Annotated in this window: 3 protein-coding genes; all 3 read right to left on the reverse strand. The window is 55.2% G+C overall.

All coding sequences use genetic code 11. The features are described 5' to 3' along the window. A partial coding sequence (locus tag NTZ04_03860; GenBank protein MCX5991451.1) for an NAD(P)-binding protein occupies positions 1 to 429 on the reverse strand: 429 nt, incomplete at its 3' end. 130 nt (positions 430 to 559) lie between these two features. Continuing rightward, positions 560 to 2,293, reverse strand: coding sequence for an NAD(P)/FAD-dependent oxidoreductase (locus tag NTZ04_03865; protein ID MCX5991452.1), 1,734 nt, complete (start codon positions 2,291 to 2,293; stop codon positions 560 to 562). Positions 2,294 to 2,361: 68 nt separating this feature from the next. Beyond that, a partial coding sequence (locus NTZ04_03870; protein MCX5991453.1) for a zinc-binding dehydrogenase occupies positions 2,362 to 3,138 on the reverse strand: 777 nt, incomplete at its 5' end.

The following is a 3,138-nucleotide window of genomic DNA, read 5'->3' on the forward strand; positions in this document are numbered from 1 at the left end:
GGTCTGCGGGCCGACAATGTTCTTCATCATCTCGTCGAACAGCTTGTACATCTGACGATAGCTGTCGGCATCTTTCTTGGAGAACTTAGCTATAGAGGCACAGGTCTTCTCCACATCTGTATAGATGCAGAGGCACTTGCCGTCCTTCAGAGGCATGGCCCACTGAAGCTCCGGTTTAATGTGTTTGACCAGGTATTCATCGAAATTGAGATCCTGGTAGACCGGCGCGTAATCCACCATCATGTGGTAGATGGCGTGGGTATTGTGGAAGAAATCCGGCAGGGTCACCTGTTCTGTCATCAGGCCTCCGCCGACCTCGAACCTCTTCTCCAGGAGTAAACATTTCTGGCCTGCCTTGGCAAGGTAGGCACCGATCTCTAGCCCGTTGGGGCCACCTCCGATGATTATTATGTCGAATTTCTGTGCCACATTCCCTCCTTGTTTAGGTTTTCAGAAATCAGCCAAAGCGAGTTTTTACTCGTAGTATTATACACTTGACATTTGCCCCAGGGCAACATTACTACCATTAATCTCGGCCCTGCCGAAAGCACCTCTCGCCTTATTGTGTTGTTGGGGGTTTGAAAGACTCCCGCATCTTATTCGTAGCCCAGCGAGTATAATGGACCAGGGAATCCGGCTCCTCCTTGCCTTTCTCCTCCCAAGGCTTGCCCAGACCCATGTCCCTGGCAATCGTCTTATAGCAGTTGTAGGCCGCCTCTGCGCTGGCGTTGCCACCTATAGGCCAGAAGCCACCTGTGCAGTAGAGGTTCTTCACAGGCGTCCGGTGGCTAGACAGCTCTGGTGTGGGCCTGTTAGGACCGGATTGCCAGAGAGTCCGGTCGATCCCGGCGAAGTTCCCATGAGGCGCCAGGTTCTTCAGGCGGAGGTTGTCATAGGGGCTGTTGGTATCGACACCGATGATGTTGTCCGCCGTCATGTTGGGCGCATGTTTTTGCCAGATGCTGATCAGATCGTCGGCAAACTTTTCCTTCAGCACTAGCCATTCCTTCTCACTGAGGTCGCTGGCCCGCGGCCCCTGCATCTCGCACTGGGCCACATGCTTGCCGGGCGGTGCGTATGCTGGGTCAGCCAGACTGTGGCACCAGATGACGGGATTATAGTCCTCGATCGGGGGCATCTTCCCCATGTTGGCATAATGACACTCGGTAGCCACGTGCTCAGGATTGGCATCGTTGGTCAGCCCGAGCCATTCGCATTTGTTGATATCCGGGTTGAAGGAAGCAGCCTTATACTTTGGCGCCTGGTGGAGGGCAAAGCTGTACCACATGAGATTACCTATGTTGCTGGTCGACAGGTTGTCGACGCGTCGGGCTATTGATTCCCCAATGACGTCCCTGCCCATCAGCTCGACCAGTTGCCAGGCGCTCAAGCCGGCACTGACCACGATCTTCCTGGCCTTGACCTGGCTGCCGTCAACCAGGCGGATGCCGGTGCAGGTCCCGTTCTCGATGATGGCCTTGGATACCTCAGCATGGGTGAAGAACTTGACGCCATTCTGCACCAGGATCTGGTGGCAGGCATGGGCTATCTGATGCGTACCACCCCGGGCGTAGCCAATCGTGGGCGTTGTCATGAACATACCTATTCCGGTGGTTCCCAGCTGCACGTCATTGACGTTGGTACAGGCGGAAACAACAAACCTCAGAAAACAGTATTGTACCTCCGGGCTCTCGAAGTACTCCTTCACTATCCGCTTGGGGCTGGCTGCCAGAACCAGTGAGTCTGGATTGATGCCAGCCTCGAGCAACCTGGGGTATACGGCGAGTTGCCGGTTGAAGAACTCAGGTTGAATCTGCCAGTCAGGAGGATTCATTAACGGATCAACGGTCACTTTCTGAAAATCGTCGCACTGCCACAGCTTCCAGAACTTGAGCCATGTCTCAGCATCCTTCTTGGAGAACCGGGCAATCTCCCTGGCCGTCTTCTCCTGCGTGGGGTCTTCCTTCTCGCTGTATATTGCCAGACAGGTATTGTTGTTCAGGAAAACCGCGCCATCGCTGACCGGATACTGGTCAATCTGCCCGCCATACTCCCAGAAGTCGGGGAAATCACGCCAGAGAGGCGCGTAGTACCAGGGCAGCATTATGTTGGCGTGGGTATTGCCGCGGAACCCAGGGGCCGAGGTCTCCTCCGTGGCCAACCCGCCACCGATCTCATGCCTTCTTTCAAATATGCCGACGCTCATGCCGGCATATTTGGACAGGTACATGGCCAGCATAAGCGCTTTGTTGCCACCACCACATATGACCGCATCAAAAGTAAGGTCAGCCATTGCAACTCCTCTCAAGACACACCAGGGAATGATGTGCCCTAATGTATGTTATTCGGAATCTACGGTGCTTACGATATCTTTACCACGCTCCGGATCACCTCACTCTTTTCGAGGGCGGTGTAAGCCTCGTTTACCTGAGCTAGTTTGTAGGTGTGGCTAATCATCTTGTCCAGGGGGATCTTCCCCTGCATATACATGTCCACGAACCTTGGCACGTCGACGGAATGCACTATGTCACCCTGAACCGTGCCCACAATCGTCTTGCCTAGAAGAAACTCGAATGGCATAATAGTGAGAATCTCCGTGAGGGGGGCCATTCCTGCTATCACCAGCTTGCCCCCATTGCGGATGGAACCGAAGGCCTGCATCATCACGGCCGCTTTGCCCACGCACTCAATGGCATAATCGGCGCCTCCACCGGTCAGTTCCTTGACCTTTGCCACTGGGTCCTCCGCGCCGGACTTGACCACATAGTCGGCTCCAAGCTGCTTGGCCACCGCCAGTTTCCGGTCGGATCTTGAGACGGCGATGATCTTCCCGGCTCCAGCCAGCTTGGCGCCCATGATAGCGCTAAGGCCTACTCCTCCACTGCCGTACACCACTATGCTTTCACCCGGCCTCATCCCGGTCGTGTTCATAGCAGCACCCATTCCTGTCGTGACGCCGCATCCCATGATGCAAATCTTGTCGAGGGGAGCGTCTTGCCTCACCTTCACGACGGACCGCTCCTTAACTACGGCATACTCAGCCATGGCAGCCAAGCCGAAAATGTGATTCACCGGCTTCCCGTCCTTGCGCAGACGTGTTGTCCCCATGGTTCCCGGCAGGCAAGCCATCATCATAAC

It is taken from the genome of Chloroflexota bacterium, from assembly GCA_026389585.1.
Lineage (GTDB): Bacteria > Chloroflexota > Dehalococcoidia > UBA2247 > RBG-13-53-26 > JAPLHP01.